This is a genomic window from Arcicella aurantiaca (genome assembly GCF_003148625.1).
Lineage (GTDB): Bacteria > Bacteroidota > Bacteroidia > Cytophagales > Spirosomataceae > Arcicella > Arcicella aurantiaca.
In genome coordinates, this window is record NZ_QGGO01000002.1 from 335,069 (window position 1) to 354,720 (window position 19,652).

The 19,652-nt window shown below is 38.3% G+C and carries 12 protein-coding genes; 8 read left to right on the top strand and 4 right to left on the bottom strand.

Translation table 11 applies throughout. The annotated features are described in order from the left end of the window. Positions 1 to 9: 9 nt before the first annotated feature. The 4 genes from LV89_RS03085 to rnhB all read right to left on the bottom strand — a co-directional run bounded on the left by LV89_RS03085 (position 10) and on the right by rnhB (position 1,878). Positions 10 to 597 (bottom strand): hypothetical protein, encoded by a 588-nt coding sequence (locus tag LV89_RS03085; RefSeq protein ID WP_109741387.1) that lies wholly within the window; start codon positions 595 to 597, stop codon positions 10 to 12. A gap of 18 nt (positions 598 to 615) precedes the next feature. Then, a complete protein-coding gene (locus LV89_RS03090; RefSeq protein WP_109741388.1) occupies positions 616 to 810 on the bottom strand; it encodes a DUF433 domain-containing protein in 195 nt (64 codons plus the stop codon). Positions 811 to 835: 25 nt separating this feature from the next. After that, positions 836 to 1,162 carry a HigA family addiction module antitoxin gene (locus tag LV89_RS03095; RefSeq protein WP_109741389.1) on the bottom strand — a complete coding sequence of 109 codons (327 nt, stop codon included), beginning with the start codon at positions 1,160 to 1,162 and terminating at the stop codon, positions 836 to 838. Between the two features lie 137 nt (positions 1,163 to 1,299). Beyond that, complete coding sequence (rnhB, locus tag LV89_RS03100; protein WP_109741390.1) at positions 1,300 to 1,878, bottom strand: ribonuclease HII; 579 nt, start codon at positions 1,876 to 1,878, stop codon at positions 1,300 to 1,302. A 284-nt stretch (positions 1,879 to 2,162) separates the two neighbouring features. Here rnhB and LV89_RS03105 point away from each other — a divergent pair, with 284 nt between their 5' ends. From LV89_RS03105 to LV89_RS03140, 8 genes are all read left to right on the top strand, one after another. Continuing rightward, positions 2,163 to 4,649, top strand: coding sequence for an OmpA family protein (locus tag LV89_RS03105; RefSeq protein ID WP_158279497.1), 2,487 nt, complete (start codon positions 2,163 to 2,165; stop codon positions 4,647 to 4,649). Between the two features lie 895 nt (positions 4,650 to 5,544). Further along, a complete protein-coding gene (locus LV89_RS03110; protein WP_109741392.1) occupies positions 5,545 to 6,087 on the top strand; it encodes a hypothetical protein in 543 nt (180 codons plus the stop codon). Between the two features lie 83 nt (positions 6,088 to 6,170). Beyond that, positions 6,171 to 6,680 (top strand): phage tail protein, encoded by a 510-nt coding sequence (locus tag LV89_RS03115; RefSeq protein ID WP_109741393.1) that lies wholly within the window; start codon positions 6,171 to 6,173, stop codon positions 6,678 to 6,680. Between the two features lie 33 nt (positions 6,681 to 6,713). Next, a complete protein-coding gene (locus LV89_RS03120; RefSeq protein ID WP_109741394.1) occupies positions 6,714 to 7,232 on the top strand; it encodes a phage tail protein in 519 nt (172 codons plus the stop codon). A 61-nt stretch (positions 7,233 to 7,293) separates the two neighbouring features. Continuing rightward, positions 7,294 to 7,818: a phage tail protein gene (locus tag LV89_RS03125; protein WP_109741395.1), complete on the top strand. Its 525-nt coding sequence runs from the start codon at positions 7,294 to 7,296 to the stop codon at positions 7,816 to 7,818. Positions 7,819 to 7,822: 4 nt separating this feature from the next. Continuing rightward, positions 7,823 to 8,323: a GNAT family N-acetyltransferase gene (locus LV89_RS03130; protein WP_109741396.1), complete on the top strand. Its 501-nt coding sequence runs from the start codon at positions 7,823 to 7,825 to the stop codon at positions 8,321 to 8,323. Further along, positions 8,305 to 8,604, top strand: coding sequence for a DUF6916 family protein (locus LV89_RS03135; RefSeq protein WP_109741397.1), 300 nt, complete (start codon positions 8,305 to 8,307; stop codon positions 8,602 to 8,604). The genes LV89_RS03130 and LV89_RS03135 overlap by 19 nt, the downstream gene beginning before the upstream one ends. Positions 8,605 to 8,668: 64 nt before the next feature. Further along, a complete protein-coding gene (locus tag LV89_RS03140; protein ID WP_109741398.1) occupies positions 8,669 to 19,591 on the top strand; it encodes an Ig-like domain-containing protein in 10,923 nt (3,640 codons plus the stop codon). Positions 19,592 to 19,652 lie beyond the last annotated feature (61 nt).

Below are 19,652 nucleotides of genomic sequence, written 5' to 3' on the forward strand. Positions count from 1 at the left end.
ATTGGGGAGTTAGTGGTGAAGTTCTGATAAATTATGACGGAATGATTGGTAAGATTTTCCGTATCGCTTTTCATTGATTTTAATTATATTTTCATCACGGTCAAAAACCCCAAACTTTTCAACGGGAAGTTCTTTATTTCCAACTTTTAAATGAAGGTTTGTAATGAAATCAATAAAATGTGCGGGTCGAATATCAGTTGGAATAGTAGAATCTATACAGTTGCAATCGAAACAAAGGCTAATCCATTTGGAGGGTTTTGTATTTTTATAAAATATAATTCCGTGATGAGGAGAACAGCAAGCCGCTTCGGCATAATCCATTGAAGAATCTGCTTCAACTCTTTTGATGTTTAATAAAGTAACTAATTTGCCAATCTCTGAATTTGTTAATTTTTTAGAGGTTACAATAGTTGTGTCAATTTTACCATTTAAATCTACTATTGATTGACCCATAAGCCCATCATAAATGTAAACAATAACACTGTCGGCATCAGAAGTAAAATTTAATTTAGCAATATTATTTCCATTAGGTTTTTTGTTACAACTAAACAAGTATAAAATTGTAATGCTAAACAGGATTTTAAGTATAGTTTTCATCAGAAAGTATTTTAATATTTAATTCAAATTATACTTAGTAGCCTCTTGAATACTCTCATAGGTCAAATGAGGATATTTTTCTAATATTTCTTGGATAGTTGTTCCAACCGCTACCCACTCTAAAATTAGCTGAACGCTGATCCGTGTACCTTTAATACAGGGTTTTCCACCAAGAATACCTTGATTAGAAACTATATGTTGGAATTGATTCATATTTTTGAAAATATTGATAAATATTTTAAATCATTTCAGCTATCAAAGGACGTTCCCAAAGGTGAACGATGCTTTGACGCTGAACCGTTTTATCAGCTTCAAATAAATCATAACTCCGCTGAACATTTAACCAAAATTTAGCAGTTGTTCCAAAACATTCAGATAAACGAATCGCCATCGCTGGACTGATTCCTTGATGACCATTCATAACATTTGAAAGTGTTTTACGAGTAATTCCAAGAGCATTTGCTACGTCTTCAATCGTAACATCTTTGCCTTCTGTACGCAATCCTTCTATATTTTCACGAATTAAAATACCTGGATGTGCAGGTTTCATTCCTCTTTTTAGCATGATTTTATTTTTACAAATGTAATAAAATTTGTGCTTCTTCTATAATTTATACGGAGTAGAACGCTGGCAGGGTTTTGGAACCCTGCCAGCGTTAATCGGACAAATGAATCCCTATATAAATCATAATAGAACCAATTTTATCGCTCAAATCTAAATGTCAAACGATGATGAACCGTTACACCAAATTCTTTGATGGCTTGTCGATGTTTTACTGTTGGATAACCTGCATTTTTTTCCCAACCATATTCTGGAAATTCTTTGGCAAGACCTTCCATTAAATCATCTCGGTATGTCTTTGCTAAAATTGATGCCGCTGCAATTGACATGAATTTACTATCTCCTTTCACGATACAAGTATGCGGAATAAGTGGATAGTTAGGAAAACGATTTCCATCAATCAACAAATGTTCGGGGCGAATAGTTAGCTTATCCGTTGCCAAGTGCATAGCTTTCATGCTTGCTTTTAGGATATTTATTTCGTCAATTTCCTGATTGGAAACCTCCGCAATTTGGTATGCAAGGGCATCACGCATAATATCAACCCGCAATATTTCTCTTTGCTTTTTGGTCAATTGTTTTGAGTCATTTAGCAATTGATGTTCATAATATTTGGGTAAAATAACTGCGGCAGCTACTACTGGGCCCGCTAAACAACCCCTTCCCGCTTCATCTAATCCTGCTTCTATGAGGGTTTCATTATAAAAACTTTTTAACATATTTTCTATTATGAGATTTATATTTTAGTGCTGTTACTACTTTTTCTAAGGCAACAATGACTAATTTGCTTTTTTTCAGCCGTTTACATCTTTATATTTGCCAGCTCCAAAGCCTAATTTGGCATGATTTATGCTAATAAACTGATGAATAATGTAGTTATATTCGAGTTTTTCCGCTTTAAAATACCCATCAAAAATCCTTACTGATAATTATAATTTTTTACGACGATGCGTTTATGGAACGAACTTTGTCAGAACATATAAGGACTTACGATACTAACACGATGCCTAAGTTAAGAAAAATTGGACTTACCCTCACGTTGGCGACTGCTCTTTTGAGCAATGTTTCTGCCCAACAAACCAACCCGTTGTTGAGTGACGCTATTCGTCATTTTGATTTACGGAGTTATCCTACTGCCATTCAAAAATTTGAGCAGGTGCTAAAAGACGGTTCCGCAAATCTATCTGAAAATGATAAATTATCGGTGCTTTTAAAATTAGCAACCAGTTATAAGCAGGCTAAAGACGGTTCAAATGCTGAACGTGTTTTTCGTCAGGCTTTTGCATCAGCAGGAGATTTAGTTGGAGAAAATGCCAAATCTTACCTTCAATTTGCTCAAGTGTTGGCAGATAATGGTAAATATAAAGAATCTCAAGATTTCTTTGATAAATATAGTGCTTCACAAGTTCTTGAAAGTCAAAATGTACAGTCTTTCAAATCAGCTACAAGTGCTAAAATTTCACAAGATGTTACGTCTCTGACTAATGGAAAAGGAAAATATAAAGTTGATTTCTTAGACTTTAATACTTCCAATCCAGAATTTAGCCCGATGTATTACAAAGACGGTATCGTTTTTTGTTCTGGAAAAGGCACAGGAACAAGTTTGATGAACGACAAAGGGGGATATTTAGATTTATTTTATCTAAATGACCTCAGTAAAGTGCAAGGACTTGGAGCAGATGGAAATGCTAAAAAAACCAAAAGAATTACATCAGGAGGAGCAAAATCTTTAGGAAACGATTATTATTCTCGTCCAACGGCGAATGATTCTAAAACACTTAATTTCTTTGGTGGAACAGACGAAGCAGTAGCAAAAGTAAAAGGACAAATTGCAGAATCTGAAATATTTAGTAAGTCATTAAATACTAAATTTCACGAAGGTCCAGCAACATTCAATAAAGATTTTACTCAGATAATTTTCACCAGAAATAACTTTAACGAAGGCGAAAAAGGCACAAGCGAAGATAACGAAATGAAGCTGAAACTTTATTCAGCAGAAAACGTAAACGGAGCTTGGGGAGAAGCCACAGAATTGCCTTTTAATGACGATGAAGTATCAACGGCTCACCCTTCATTATCAAAAGACGGAAGATATTTATATTTTGCGTCTGACCGTGAAGGTGGTTTTGGAGGAATGGATATTTGGGTTTCGGAATATAAAAATGGAAACTGGAACGAACCTAAAAACTTAGGGAAAGACATTAATTCAAAAGGCGTGGAGGTTTTCCCATTTGTTGACGAAAGAGGTAATTTATACTTCTCGTCTGACGGTTGGGGCGGTGAAGGTGGTTTAGATATGTTTTTCGCTGAAATGAAAAACGGAGCCAATGCCAATAAACCTGTTGCTTTAGGCGAACCTTTTAATTCTCCAAATGATGATTTTGGAATTATAACTGACGGAAATCGCAAAACAGGTTATTTCAGTTCAGACCGTAAACGTGGCGAAGACGATGATATTTATCGTTTTACTCGTGAAGGCGGTTCAGCGTATGATTGTCGTGAAATGACCGTGAGTATTTTTGACCCTGAAACCAAAGAACCAATTGCGGATACAGACGTTGAAATTAATCCAAAAGGTGGAACTTCTGAGAAAAAGAGAACAGACAAAAACGGAAGTTTGAAATTCTGTACAGGTCAAGATTTAGACTATTCGATGAAAATCATGAAAGAAGGTTATGTAACCAACTTTGTGGGATATTCAACCAAAGGAGAAGCTGACGACGAACCTTCAAGATTAGATGTGCCTTTGATGAAGGTACAAATTGTTGAACCTGAGCCAGAACCGCAAGCAGTTGTTGAAAAAGTAGTTACTCCCGTAGCACCTGTATTTACACCCGAAGCAGTTACTAAAAAGAAATCGTTATTGAAAGGTATTGTAAAAACCGAAGTTGAAAAAACCCCAATCGAAGGTGTATTGGTAACGTTCAAAAATGATTGTGATAATACCACTCAGCAAGTAATGACAGGGCCAGACGGGGTTTATGCCTTCAATATGACTGATGGTTGTGATTATACCTTGGAAGTTTCAAAAGATGGTTATGGTACAAACGTCAATAAAATCAAGAAAGTAAAGAAAGGAAAAGCAAAAGAGATTTCGTTGAACTCTGGGCTTTTCAAAGAAGGTGATTTAATTACGATGGACAATATTTATTATGATTCAAACAAAGCTCTTATCCGTAAAGATGCAGCTCGTGAATTAGATAAATTGGCGGCAACGTTACAAAAATTCCCTTCAATGGTCATTGAATTAGGTTCGCATACTGACAGCCGTGGAGATGCCCAAGACAACATGAATCTTTCAGAAAAAAGAGCTCAAGCAGCCGTTGATTATATTGCAAGAAAAGGTATTGAGCGTAATAGAATGTTAGCGAAAGGTTATGGCGAGAGCGATTTGGTAAATAAATGTACCGACGGTGTAAGTTGTACTGAAGCAGAACATCAAAAAAATAGAAGAACAACTGTTAAGATTATGAAGGTTAGACCCGAATAATCATTAATAATATTTTTAAAGCGACTTAAATTTAATTTGAGTCGCTTTTTTTTGTGCAACAATTCGCCATTTCATATATCAGATAACCGCTTAATAATCAATCATAAAAAAATATAGCATAAGTATTATATATTATTAATATTTTTGTAATATTGACAAATCTTCTTGTTATCCTTCATTCATATACATCTCCATCAAGATAATTCTATACAATCAATTTTGCCTAAAAAGGTTCTGAAATGTATAAAAGATTATCCCTCATTAAATTAATTTCAGCAAATATTTAACAAATAAAATAACGAAAATTGATAACGTAAATTTATGTTGAATGCTTCGTTTTAACAGTACCCTGTGTCAATTCCCTAATTGACCCAATTTTTTCACTAACACATAAAACACAGTACGCTTACTTATTCTATCATACCCGTTTGGATAAGTCGGTAGCATGAACCCATGACCCAAATTACCATTTCTCTATTATTTAACTATCTATCTAAGCAACGTTTATCTCATAGACGTATGGGTTCATTTCATTATATTCCACCTATCCGAAAGCAAAAACCACCGCTATCTAAAATTAATAACGCCTTTTCAAGTCAGTAGGAATTAGTTTTGTTTTAGGGCGACCGACACTTCGGATTAGCACTTCAACTATCACTATTTCAACAAATTACATGAATTTCAAATCAACATAAATATTCATTAGAATTTTTATAAGTACTCAATCTAAAAATATTATTTCAAAAGATACACATCCTTTTAAGAAATATGTTTCCGCTAACTGTCCATTTTGCTAAAGACGATAAGGTGTTCTTTGGGTTTATGGCATAAAAGTTATATCCACTTCCGCCCCAGTTTCAAGTTTTATTTAGCATTATAGCCAATACAATAATATATGAAAACCATTTTTTTGAATTTATCAAGAAGGCACTTTTTAGCGTGTCTGGGCATAACATCTGCCTCAGTCATTGTAACACCAAACACATTGATAGCTAAAAATTCAACCCAAAAACTAAGCATTTTTGTATTAGATGGAGACGAAATAATTATCCAAAAACTTTCTCAGCATCAAGACATCAGCCTCATTAATTCTTTAGAAAAAGCAGATATTATATTCCTAAATAGTTTAACTGAAACGAATCAAACAAGGCTTCTTCAACAATATATTAATCTGGGAAAATACCTTATGATTAATCAAAATGAGAACAATGAAGCATTGCTTAAAATATGCCAACAAGAAGGTGTTTTATGCTCTTCGGTTAGCTTGTCAGACGATGACGTAAAACTATTTAACAAAGTCGATTATTTTGAATCAAATACAAATCAACTTTTTGATTTTCAAAAAGTTGCAACCATAATAAATTTTTTAAATAGCAATACTCAAAAAAATAAATTTAGGGTTTTTCCTGTAAAATCAGCCGAAAGTCTCATTTTATAAAACAGGTATTTTTACCCTATTTAATCATTATTAACCTCATTATTTTTGAAAGATTTTTACTAATAAAACCAATTTAATTAACTATGGCAGAACCTTTTTTATCAGAAATCCGAATAATGTCCTTCGGCTTTGCCCCCAAAGGCTGGGCTTTATGCAACGGACAACTCTTGCCCATCAATCAAAATCAAGCACTTTTCTCATTGCTTGGAACTACCTATGGAGGTAACGGACAAACGAACTTTGCTTTGCCTGACAGTCGAGGTAGAGTACCCATTTCGTTTGGAAATGGGCATACAATAGGTGAAGCTGCTGGTTCGACAGCGGTTACACTCCTTAACGCCCAAATGCCCCAGCATATTCATTTTGCCAGTGGAGTAAATACCAGTACAAACAATACGGCTATCAGTGCGGGCAATTATTTAGCAAATACCGCCCCTGCTGATTTTTATAATTCAGTAACATCGGGTTTGGTTGTAATGAATCCGACTTCTATTTCGAATGCAGGTGGAAGCCAACCACACTTGAATATGCAGCCTTATACCACACTCAATTTTTGCATTGCATTACAAGGGATTTTCCCATCACAAACTTAATTTTCTGATAATCTTTTAAATTAAATAATAGCTATGGCACAACCATATATTGGAGAAATACGAATGTTTGGGGGAAATTTTGCCCCTTCTGGCTGGGCTTTTTGTAATGGAGCGTTAATGTCTATCGCAGAAAATGAAGTTCTTTTTCAGTTAATCGGTACTACTTATGGTGGCGATGGCTCACAGACTTTTGCAGTACCTGATTTACGAGGTCGAGTACCTATACATATGGGTACAGGCGGTGGAGCAACCTACCAACTTGCACAAATGGGAGGAATAGAGCAGGTAACTCTTACACAACAGGAGTTACCCGTACATTCACATCCGTATTTAGCGAGTTCGGCAATTGCCAATACTGCCAGCCCCCAAAATAACTTTATTGCCCAACCCAATCAAATATTACCTTATGTTTCAGAGACATCCGTAAATGTAGCACTGGGGGCTTCATCAATTAGTAGTACGGGCGGAAACCAGCCACACGATAATATGCAGCCCTATCTGTGTATTAGTTTTATTATTTCTTTATTTGGGGTTTTTCCAAGTCCAACCTAAAATAGGCTTTTGATTTAGTAAAATAAATTTTCAACGATTTTAAACATTCAATATATTAATTATGGCAGACCAATTTGTAGCCGAAATACGAATTTTCCCTTTCAATTTTGCACCACGTGGCTGGGCTTTTTGTGCGGGTCAACTCTTACCAATTTCACAAAATACTGCTCTTTTTTCATTGTTAGGAACTAACTATGGTGGCGATGGAAAAGTCACTTTTGGACTTCCAAATTTACAAGGGAATGCACCTATGTTTTGGGGGCAAGGTCCTGGCTTATCACTCCATGACATAGGAGAAGAAAGTGGTTCGGAGACCGTAACACTCCTCCAAACCGAAATGCCTTCTCATAATCATAGCTTGATGTCGGCAAATTTACCTGGCGATCAAAAAATACCCGATTCTACAATGAATCTATCGAGGTCGGCACAAGGCACGATTTATAATGCTTCTAATTCTCCTTTGGTAGCAATGAACATGCAGACCATTGCACCAGCGGGAGGTACACAACCGCATAATAACATGATGCCGTATCTGACAATGAATTTTTGTATTGCTATGCAAGGAATTTTTCCACCGAGAGGTTAAAACCATGACATTACAATTCAAAGATAAAAATATCAAACTAAGACTTTTTTCAGAGGAGGATATTCCTTTTCTGAAAAAAGTCTATTTCAGTACCCGTGAGGCAGAAGTAAATCAAGTAACGTATTGGAATACTGAAATGAAAATAGCTTTTCTAAATCAACAATTTCATGCACAACATACTTACTATCAACAGAATTATACAGAAGCAAAGTTTTTTGTGATTGAAAGAAATAAAGAGTTTATCGGAAGGCTGTATTATGATGAAGGTTTTGAGAATACAATACGAATTATTGACATTGCTATTTTGCCAGAATTTCAGAAAAAAGGATTAGGGACAACCATTTTACAAGGCATTTTTGAACGTGCCAAAGTCATTGAGCAACCCATAACGATTCATGTAGAGAGTTTTAATCCAGCTATGAATCTATATAAAAGATTAGGATTTCAGAAGATTTCAGAAACAAACGGAGTTTATCATTTACTACAATGGAATTACAAGAATTAACACATCAAGATTTCAAGGGGTATCTCAATCAGAATTTGAAAATCAAGTTTTCTGAAGATGTTACTTTACCTGCCGAGTTAGTGGAAGTGGTTAAACTCAAAGGTTATACGCCCCTTGAACGTGAACCATTTTTATTAACATTTAGGACTCAACAACAAAATGAGTATTACCAACAAGGGACTTTTGTGGTTGAACATCCCATTTTGGGAGAAATTCCAATGTTTTTAGGACCAATGGGCTTTGATAATATTGGAATGAAATATGAAGCCGTATTTTCTTAACATTACTGATTTACAGGCAGTTACACACGCCTATAAACGTCTTACAATAAACACGTAAATACTCATGAAAAAAATTTACCTATTTCTGATAGGAATTCTGACCGCATGGTTGGGTTTCTCCAATACAACCCTTTTCGATATCGTCCTTTTTTCAAGAAATTTGGATAATTCTATTAAAAACTCCAAAACAGAAAAACCTAAGGCGAAATCTGTTGCCCGAAAAATCCGTAAACAAGTCATTCCCTACGCAGGTACTCAGGCACTTACGCCAGAGGAGAATATACTGTATTCAACGCTTTTGCCACCTTCGATTACTGCTACCAAGTCTGTAACAGGAAGTGCCGTACCAGGCGGGCAATTAGACTATACCATTGTAGTAAGCAATGCAGGCACTGATGCTGCAAACGTAGTGGTAACAGACCCGTTGGTGGCAGACCTAACCTTAGTGGCAGGGTCGGTAAAAGCAAGCCCAATAGCGGTGGAAGACAGCTATGATTGTATTGGTAATGTGGGTATCAACGTACCAACAGCCAATGGAGTTTTGGCAAATGATGTCAATCCTGTCAATACCTCAATGAGTACAACTGCCGTGAACCAAGCAGGAACTCAGGGTACAGTCGTGATGAACCCTGATGGTAGTTTTACCTTTACTCCAACGGTTGGATTTAGCGGTAATACCACATTTACCTATACTATTTCCAATACTTATTTTACTCGTACTGCCACCGTAACGATAAATGTTTCTGCTCCAATCTATTTTGTCAATTTGGCTGCTGCAACGAGTGGAACGGGTACGTTGCAAAGTCCGTTCAAAGATATTAGTAATGTTACAGGCACAGGTTCAAACGCTATTTTTATTTATTCAAATGCCACTGCTTATTCAGGTAGCTTGACATTGGAAAATAACCAAAGGGTTATCGGGCAAGGTGCTTCGGCAAGTCTTGCTACTATTCTGGGAGTTACCGTGCCTACGTTTAGTAATGCTTTACCCGCAACAGGTGGTACAAAACCCAATCTAACCAGTAGCGGAACGACCATTACATTAGGCTCAAGCAATACCCTTCGTGGTTTTGACATGGGCAATAGTACCAAAGACATCGTAGGCTCGTCTTTCGGTACATTGACTGCTTCTGAAATTGCTCTTAATGGCAATGGGCAAGCATTAGACCTTACGACAGGTACTTTGGGTGCTACATTTGTCAGTATTTCTTCTACTAATTCGGCGGCAGATGGAATAGCTTTAACAGGCGTTGCTGGCACACTCACAATCGTAGGTGGAACTACCATCACAAATCCTACGAGTAGAGGAATTGGAGTGTTAGGGGCAAGTAGTGTAACAGCCAATTTTGGAAATACAAATATTACAGGCTCTGGTGGAAATGGTATTACTACGTCAGGTACTACATCAAATACTTCAACACTAACTTTTGGTGATTTAGATATTGCCCCTGATGCAGGACAAACTGCAATGAATGTATTTACTTCTAATACAATCTCTTGTACGAGTGGTACAATCACAACAAGCAATACAACAGGCTCTGTTCCAGGTATTTTTCTTGAAGGAGGATCTTCGGCTGCAAAAGCCAACTTAAATATGGTACTTGATAGTTATACCACTACGGGTGCTACTGGAGCAACTATTGGTTTAACGCTGAAAAATACAAGTGGTTCATTTAATATAAACGGAACAGGCTCAACAGCAGGAAGCGGTGGTAGTATTTCAGGTTTTAGTAGTAGAGGAGCAAATTTTGAAAATGCTTCAAATATTACGCTCAAAAACATGAATTTTACCAATGCCAATTCACTTAATGATGGAACTCCAAATACATCTGATAACTCAAATGCCAACGGTGCGATTCATGCAGCTAATGTAACGGGCTTGACATTAGATAATCTAAGTTTTACAGGAACTATCGTACATACTGGTATCAATTTATACAAAGTAACGACATTTAGTTTAGCCAATAGTACCATCACAGACCCAGGTGATGGCGGAACAAACACTTTGCCGTCGGTAGAGGGTGGTATTCATGCCATTGACTTGGGCGGTACGTGTTCTATCAGCAATACTACGATTGCTTCTCCTTTGTCGAGATGCGTGTTGATTACGCAATTAGGCAATACCACACCCTTGACCCTCAATGTAAGCAATTCGACTTTTCGTGATTCGTATGACGGAGGTAATCAGGGCAATGATAACATGGAAATAAATTGCTTTAATTCTACGGTTAGTACGGTAAATATTTCGGGAAGTAGTTTTTTGAGGTCGAAAACTTTACAACTTCAAGGTTTATGTAATAATACATCTCAACTGACGGTCAATGTGCAGACCAGTACATTCGATAACGGAAGCAACCCAAGTGGAGGGATTGAACTTTCTTCTAACGATAATGCTACATTAAATTTCAATATCCTTAACAATACGCTCATCAAATCGAGCGGACAGGCGGGCGTATATGTGGGAGCAAAAGTAAACTCGACAACCCAAGGTCGTATTAATGGTAATACAGATATTAGGTCAGTGGGTAATTGTTGTAGTGCTATTTACGCCGACCAAGACGGTGATGCTACTATGAAAGTAGAGGTAATGAACAATACCCTGACGATTAACAGTGCCAATAATTTTGACAATGTGATTTTTCTGAGAAATGTTAATGGTACTACCAATTCAGGCTCTCTAAATAAAATGGATGCCATCATTTCTAATAATACCATGAATGTGACTGGTACACAAGCATTTGCAGGTATTCATACCGTTTCTGGTGGATCTGGAGGAACAAAATACAATAAAACTTGTGCAAAAATCAATGGTAATACAGTAAATGGAGTTGTAAACCCCAATTATGCACATTTTGCACAAGAGAATGGAGCGGGTACAAGTACCAGCGTAATCTATTTAGAAAGGGTTACGGGTAGTGGAACAACTGCCGAAGCAATTTGGAATAATAACTCAAATAGCCCTGTTGGAACTTCTACGAATATAGGCACTACTGGAACTGTATCAGTTGCCCCTGCTGCCTGTGCTGTTCCTTCCAATAGCAACGCACCCATTGTGAATTCAGTAGCCATTTCAGAAAAACAAGTAGAGGGAACGATTGAAACTCCTGCTGTCACTAAAACAGAAACAGTTTTAGAAGAAACAAAAGAAGAAGCGGAAACTGCTGTTACTGAAAATGAGACGATTGCTACTAAAACCGAAGCTAAACCAAGCACAGAATCAACCAATGCAAATGCCAGAATGATGGCAGGCGAAACGATTACGGTCAATGGTACAGGTACAGGTTTTTCTTTGCCAGCAGGCAAAAACACTACCATTACGTTTAGTGCAACGGTGTCAAGTACGCCAAGCACTTGTGCTATTACCAATCAGGCAACAGTTACTTATACAGGAGGTTCAGTTAATTCAAATACCACAACAACCAATTTAATAGTAGCACCACCAACAGGTGTAACAGGGGCAACTTCAATCTGTAATGGGCAATCTATTTCATTGTCGGCTACTTGCCCCAATGGTACGATTCAGTGGTACACTACGGCAGCCCCAAGTTCATTATTGGGTACAGGCTCACCATTTAGCCAATCGCCAACCAGCAATACTACTTATACTGCCAAATGTTTAGTGGGTGGTTGTGAAAGTGCAGGTACCAATAGTGGTTTGATAACGGTGAATGCTTTGCCAGTTCCTGCTCCAAGTAGTAATTCGCCAGTTTGTACAGGAAATGCCCTCAATTTAAGTTCGGCATCGAGTACGAGTTATTCATGGTCTGGACCAAATGGTTTTACGTCTTCGCTGCGAAATCCGAGTATTTCAAATGTAACCATTCCAGCAGGAGGTACTTATACTATTACCCAAACAAATAGCTTTAACTGTACAGCTTCGGCAACTACGGCTGTTACGATAAGTCAAACGCCAACAGCAACAATAGGTAGCAATAGCCCAATTTGTGAAGGTCAAACTATCAATTTAACTTCGGGAGGAGGAGGAACATACTCATGGACTGGTCCAAATTCATTTACTTCTTCCATTCAAAACCCTACGATAACGAGTGCTACTACTGCCGCTGCTGGAACATATATAGTTACGGTAACGAGTAGCGGTTGTACGGCGACCAATTCGGTAGTATTTACAGTCAATGCAAATCCTATAACCACCGTAAGTAATGATTCACCCGTTTGTAGTGGGAATACACTTAATTTAATTACACCAACTATCTTGGGTGTTACTTACTCATGGGCTGGGCCGAATAATTTTACTTCTTCTTTACAAAATCCAAGTATTGCGAATGTAACAACAGCCGCCGCAGGTAGTTATACTATTACTAAAACCATTGTTGCAACAGGCTGTTCGGCAAGTGCCAATACAACTGTAATGATTAATTCAACCCCAGCCCCAACCGCCCCAACGGCAACGCCATCGAGTAGATCAACAACGGGTTCGGTAACGCTTTCGGCAACAGGCTGTTCGGGAGGAACCCTTACTTGGTACAATGCTTCAACCAATGTAGCAGTTCCTTCACCCAACAATCAACCTAATTTGACGGCTCAGGGAACATACAATTTTTATGCAAAATGTACAGGAACAAATACCTGTGTGAGTGATGCAAGTACGAATGTTTCGGTAGCGGTAAGTTTGTGTACGCCTTTGGCAACTTCGCCGGGGAATGTGGGTATTAATTGGACTGGTTTAGTAAGTACCGATTGGAACAATGCCTGTAACTGGAATCCTGCATGGGTGCCTGATGCTACCAATAGTGCGGTAGTGATTGGTTTACAAACGAATCAACCCACTATTTCGGGTACAGTACCCAATGTAAAGTTGATATACGTTAATTCCGGTGCAACGCTAACAGTTGCAAGTGGAGGTACACTGAATGCAAGTAGTACGGCAGGAGTAATCACTTTGCAAGGTGGTAATCTTATCAATGATGGAACTATAAATGTAAGCGGTGGTGGCACCAGTGTTGGACTTGCTATTGGAGCTACGGCAAGTATTATGAATAGAGGAACCATTACTACCAATAACCTCTATGGTGCATCACTTCAATTTGGTAATCTTACTTTTACGAATGAAAGCACGGGAATATTTAATGGTGATTTTAAAGCCAATAACAATGTTCTGACCCTTACCAATCATGGAACTATCAATTATGCAGGTGGAACTTATGCTCTAAGTTTGGGCAGTATTGGGTCAAGTGTAATAAACGATGGAACAATTAGTGTTACAGGAGGAAGCGGTATTTCAAATCCAAGTGGTTCAACCATTGCCAATAATGCTTGTGGTAAAATATTGATGACAACAGGTCTTTATGAAAATGGAGGAACAACTACCAATACAGGATTAATCCAAATGCCAAATCTTTATGATTTTACAAACACTGGCACGTTTACGAACAATGGTGTTTTGAAGGCAAATACGGTTTCAAGTGTTACCAATAATAAAATGGTGATTACCAATGCTTGCCCAATCTTCACTTTAGGGGGTACTAATAATTATACAGTAAGCGGAATTTTTACAGATTTAGCAGCAACGACTTCAGCAGGTACTTATGTTTCGGCAGGTAACAAATTTACAGCAAACAATACCATTCCAACGGGAATACAAACACTTTACGCTCAAGTAACTAATAGTCCAACTGAGCCAACGTGTACGTTTGTTGTTCCTTTTGATTTTGATAATAAAAAACCAACGGCAGTTTCAGTAAATAAAACTGTGATTTGTCCAGGTGGAAGCGTTACACTTTCGGGTACGTGTGTAAGTGGTACAACACCTACGTGGTACACCACCGCAACAGGCGGAACGAGCATAGGAACAGGAGCAAGTTTATCACAATCTCCTTCTTCTACTACTACTTATTACATTGCTTGTGAGGCGACTAATTGTGTAAGTGGAAGAGTAGCAACAAATGTAGTTTCAATATCTCCATTACCAACAGCGTCAGCGAGTAGTAATTCGCCTGTTTGTGCAGGAGCAACCTTGAATTTAACAGGTGGTGCGGCAGGAAATACTTATTTATGGACAGGACCAAATACGTTTACTTCAACAGAACAAAGCCCAAGCATTACAAATACAACAACCTTAGCAACAGGAACTTACAGGATAACAGTAACAAATTCTACCAATTGTACCAGTACAGCAACAGTAGCAGTTACGGTTAATGCAATTCCTACGGCAACTGCCAGTAGCAACACGCCTGTTTGCGAAGGAAACAGTATTTCCCTCACAGGTGGAGGAATTGGTACATACGCATGGAGTGGACCAAATGGTTTTTCTTCAACGGAGCAAAACCCAACCATTGCGAGTGCAACGGTTTTAGCAACAGGCACTTATACAATAGTAGTTACTAATCCAAGTAACTGTACTTCAACCGCAACAACTTCGGTAACGGTGAATGGTTTAGCAACCGCAAATGTAACCCCAAGTACCCAAACAATATGTAGTGGTGAAGCAATTACTACCATTGCCATATCAGGAACAGGTACAAGTTATACGTGGACAAGGGATAATACTGGTTCTGTAACAGGTATTGCAGCCAGTGGTTCGGGGAATATTTCGGGTTCATTAACCAATACTACCGAAGCCCCAATTACAGTAACGTTTACAATAACGCCAGTGGGTACTTGTAATGGAACACCAATTACGGCTACGGTTATTGTGAACCCTACTCCAACAGCTACCGCAAGTACACCAAGCCAATCAATATGTTCTGGGGCAAGTATTACTGGTATTACCTTTAACCTTCCTCCGCCATTTGCCCCACCAGCTCTTGACCCAGCATCAGATATTGAACCCAAAGCAATAACTCAAAAAACACAAGCAATCGTTTTGAGTAGTTTTGTTGCAGGAACAGTATTCAACTGGACAAGAGATAATACTGCTACTGTAACTGGCATTGCAGCCAGTGGCACAGGCAATATTTCGGGTACTTTAACTAATACTACAACTTTGCCAGTAACGGTTACTTTTACTGTCACACCATCTTATACCAATGCAGGAAAAACCTGTACGGGTACGCCAATCACGGTAACAGTAACGGTAAGCCCTGTTGTAGTAGCAACCATAACTGATGCAGGTACAGCTTTTTGTTCTGGAAGTAGTACAACGCTTTCTGCCCCTGCCAATCCGAATTATACTTACGCTTGGCAAAGAAGTTTAACAGGATTCGCCAATTCATTTACGACATTTGGGGGTACTGCACAAACGCAGGTTGTTACAACTTCTGGAGTTTATCGAGTAATTGTAACCAATCAGTTTAACTGTTCCGCTTCTGATACAACGGCAGTGAAGTTTGGAGATTTTGTATATAGTGGCTCATTGGTTGCGGGCGATGCTCAACAAACAGGAAGGATATTCCGTGATGCAGCTGCCTCTACTTGTGCATCTCCCAAAAGTTATCCCGGAGACTTTACCACATCAGGGTCAAGACTTTATGATAGTTATACCGTTACCAATCCAACTAATGCACCTATTTGTGCTACGATTGGTTTAACCTCTGGTTGTGGAACAAATATTTTTTCGGTGGCTTATTTAGGTAGTTACAATCCTACCTCTTTGGGTACTAATTATTTAGCTGACCACGGTTCAACTTTTATTGGAACTGCATTTTATGAAGCAACTATTCCAGCAAATGGAACGATGGTAGTAGTAGTTCATGAAGTGAATTCAGGTACGGGTTGTAGTAATTATAATTTAAGAATAGATGTACCAGGGGCAACGGTAGCACCAACGGCAAGTAGTAATTCGCCCATTTGTGCAGGAAATGCTTTGAATCTCACAGGTACAGGAACAGGAACATACTCTTGGACAGGACCAAATAGCTTTACCTCAACGGAGCAAAATCCAAATATTGCCAATGCCACTACTTTAGCAACGGGAACATATACAATTAATGTAACCAATACGAATGGTTGTGTTTTTAGTGCTACGACTGCTGTAACGGTGAATGCTCTTCCAACGGCAACAGCCACAAACAATTCGCCTGTTTGTGTGGGTTCAACATTAAATCTATCTGCAACTGGTGGGGTTTCTTATGCTTGGACTGGGGTAAATTCATTTAACTCAACTCAACAAAATCCAAGTATTGCTTCCGCAACAAGTTCGGCTCATGGTACTTATCAAGTTGTCGTTACTAATGCTGCGGGTTGTACCGCTGCGGCTACTACTTCGGTAATTATAAATGGCTTACCTACCGCAACAGCCACAAGCAATTCACCAGTTTGTGCTGGCAATACGGTTAATTTGTTCGGTGGAGGTTTAAGTCTTCCAACACTTGCACCTTCTGGCTCGTATGCGTGGAGTGGGCCAAACTCATTTAGCTCAACTTTACAGAATCCAAACATTACGAGTGCAACAGTTTTAGCAACAGGTACATACCAATTAATCATTACCAACGCAAATGGATGTACAGCTATGGCAACAACTGCGGTAACAGTAAATGCTCTGCCAACGGCTACCGCAACCAGTAATTCCCCTATTTGTGCTGGAAATACCATTAACTTAATGGGTGGTGGATTATCTGCTCCTGCACTCGCTCCTTCTGGTTCGTATGCGTGGAGTGGCCCGAACTCATTTAGTTCAACGTTACAAAACCCAAGTATTACATCAGCTACTACTTTAGCAACAGGTACATACCAGTTAATCATCACCAATGAAAATGGATGTACGGCTATGGCTACTACTTCGGTAACTGTTAATGATATACCAACCGCAACGGCAAGTAATAATTCTCCTATTTGTACAGGGGCAAGCTTAAATTTTTCAGCAGGTGGCGGAATATCTTATGCTTGGACAGGCGTAAACTCATTTAGCTCAACGCTACAAAATCCAAGTATTTTATCTGCTACTACTTCAGCAACGGGAACATATCAGGTAATTGTTACAAATGCTAATGGTTGTACCGCTATGGCTACCACCTCCGCAACAGTAAACCCAACACCAACAACACCAACGCCACAAGCCAATACCCAAATCATCTTTGGAGCAAGTATTACGCTTACAGCAACAGGTTGTTCAGATGTAAATGATGTTTTGAAGTGGTATAAATCGGCTGATAATACTTTAGCAACAATGCCTGTTTCACCAACGGTAACGAGCAATTATTACGCAAAATGTGAAACAACATTAAACGGCATTACTTGTATCAGTCCTCAATCAGTAGATGTAACGGTAACGGTTTTGAGTCCAACGCCACCAGTAGCGACAGGCGGAACAACTTGTATCAGTACACCTTTGACACTTACTGCAACAGGATGTTCGGGAAGCACAGGCACATTTGAATTAAAATGGTATCAAAACGCTGATGATGCTTTGGTAACGATGCCTGTTTCGCCAACCACAACAACTCAATATTATGCAAAATGTGAGCAAACATTTAATGCTGTAACGGCAGTAAGTGAGAAATCAAACGTGGTTACCTTAACAGTATTAACTCCAGCAATTCCAGTGGCAACAGGAGCAACTATTTATAATGGTAACTCAACCACACTAACCGCTACGGGATGTACAGGAGAAGGTTTCACGGTAAAATGGTATCAAACTTCTGACAATGTTTTGGTAACGATGCCAGTTTCGCCAACCGTTACAACTCAGTATTATGCAAAATGCGAGCAAACAGCCAATAGCGTTACTTGTATTTCGGGAAAAAGCAATGATGTAACTGTAACAGTGGTAAACAGAATTTTTGTAGATATTACCAAACTTTCAGCTCCAATACAAAACGGTCTTTCATGGGCAACAGCTTATGGAAATCTTCAAACAGGATTAACCGCTGCAACCGCAGGTGTAGAGGTTTGGGTAGCTAAAGGTACTTACAAAACAACCACAACCGTTAACAGAAATATATCATTCAATATTCCAAATGATGTAATTGTTTATGGAGGTTTTGCTGGAACAGAAAATGCTTTGAGTGAGCGTAATTTCAGAACGAACGTTTCTATTTTAAGTGGTGAAATTGGTAATACAAATGATATTGCAGATAATAGTTATCATGTTGTAACATTCAATGGTACATCAAGCAATACTGTTTTAAATGGTTTCACTATTACGGGCGGAAATGCAAGCTTTAATCCAAGTAGAACAATTAACCTTCCAATAACCACAGTAACATCTACGGTAACTAATGAAAGCGGAGGTGGTATTGCTCTTCAAAATGCAGCCATGCCGATGATTACCAATTGTACAATCAGTAGTAATTCATCAATATTTGGAGGAGGCTTATTTGCAGGAGATGCCAGCAAACCAACCATAACTTTCTGTAAATTTATGGGTAACCAAGCTACTTTCGGTGCGGGTATTTACCTACAAGATGGAAGCCATGCAACGATTTCAAACACGTTGATTTCTGGAAACAGAGGTGTTGGTGGACTTTACAATAACTATTCTAACCCGACGATTAGCAATACTACTTTCAGTGGTAATGGTGGATACAACGGGGGAATTTTCAACTCGAATAGTCAGCCCGTTATGAAGAATTCAATCATCTGGGGTAATTCAACGCCATTTAATGATACACAATCAATTATCACTTACAGTATCATTCAAGGTGGTTATGCTGGAACAGGAAACTTAAATTATGACCCTCAATTTGTTAGTCAATCACCAGAAGGAATTTCGCCAAACTTAAATGGAGACTACCATTTACAAGCAAGTTCATTGGGAGTTGATAGAGGTGACAATGGCTCTATTTCGCTTACTGATTTAGACTTAGATGGAAATTTAAGAAGATATAACGGAGGAAGAGTTGATATGGGAGCTTATGAATTCCAAGGAAATGCAACAGCAAGTGTAGTAATCAGTATTGCCACTGGCAATTGGGAGATTAATTCTACTTGGGATGTCAACCGTGTTCCTCAAATAGGTGATATTGTTATCATCGACCAAAACCATATTGTTACATTAAATGGCGTTGGTAATGCTAAAAATATCGAATACCGAGGAACAGGAAAATTGAAGTTTAACTCTACCAGTAGCAAATTAAATATTGGATTTTAATATAGGTAGGGACTTTGAGATAACAAATTTTTCTCAAAGTCCCTCATTAAAATAAAATATC

Bases quoted from the DNA above. Each gene is read 5' to 3' on its own strand.
- LV89_RS03135 (WP_109741397.1), top strand. From the start codon at position 8,305: ATGGAATTACAAGAATTAACACATCAAGATTTCAAGGGGTATCTCAAT.
- LV89_RS03095 (WP_109741389.1), bottom strand. From the start codon at position 1,162: ATGCTAAAAAGAGGAATGAAACCTGCACATCCAGGTATTTTAATTCGT.
- LV89_RS03130 (WP_109741396.1), top strand. From the start codon at position 7,823: ATGACATTACAATTCAAAGATAAAAATATCAAACTAAGACTTTTTTCA.
- LV89_RS03090 (WP_109741388.1), bottom strand. From the start codon at position 810: ATGAATCAATTCCAACATATAGTTTCTAATCAAGGTATTCTTGGTGGA.
- LV89_RS03105 (WP_158279497.1), top strand. From the start codon at position 2,163: ATGCCTAAGTTAAGAAAAATTGGACTTACCCTCACGTTGGCGACTGCT.
- LV89_RS03085 (WP_109741387.1), bottom strand. From the start codon at position 597: ATGAAAACTATACTTAAAATCCTGTTTAGCATTACAATTTTATACTTG.
- LV89_RS03110 (WP_109741392.1), top strand. From the start codon at position 5,545: ATGAAAACCATTTTTTTGAATTTATCAAGAAGGCACTTTTTAGCGTGT.
- LV89_RS03140 (WP_109741398.1), top strand. From the start codon at position 8,669: ATGAAAAAAATTTACCTATTTCTGATAGGAATTCTGACCGCATGGTTG.
- LV89_RS03115 (WP_109741393.1), top strand. From the start codon at position 6,171: ATGGCAGAACCTTTTTTATCAGAAATCCGAATAATGTCCTTCGGCTTT.
- LV89_RS03120 (WP_109741394.1), top strand. From the start codon at position 6,714: ATGGCACAACCATATATTGGAGAAATACGAATGTTTGGGGGAAATTTT.
- LV89_RS03125 (WP_109741395.1), top strand. From the start codon at position 7,294: ATGGCAGACCAATTTGTAGCCGAAATACGAATTTTCCCTTTCAATTTT.
- rnhB (WP_109741390.1), bottom strand. From the start codon at position 1,878: ATGTTAAAAAGTTTTTATAATGAAACCCTCATAGAAGCAGGATTAGAT.